Source organism: Vibrio sp. PNB23_22_6 (assembly GCF_052877535.1).
On the sequence record NZ_JBNFXP010000098.1, the window covers coordinates 1 to 236 of the forward strand.

Sequence of the window (236 nt, forward strand, 5' to 3'; positions counted from 1 at the left end):
ATTCAAATAATGAGAGACAACTATGGTGATATGAACATCAACTCGAAACTCCTTCGGGTTGTATGGATAAGTGACTAAGGGTACACGGTGGATGCCTTGGCAGTCAGAGGCGATGAAAGACGAAGTAACTTGCGATAAGCCCAGATAAGGTAGTAACAACCTTTTGAGTCTGGCATTTCTGAAAGGGGAAACCCACTAGCATAAGCTAGTATCACACAGTGAATTCATAGGTGTGT

At 42.8% G+C, this 236-nt stretch carries 1 rRNA gene; it reads left to right on the forward strand.

Features of this window, described 5'->3' with window-relative positions:
- Positions 1–64 precede the first annotated feature (64 nt).
- Positions 65–236 (forward strand): 23S ribosomal RNA (locus ACVA54_RS19765); the annotation flags it as partial.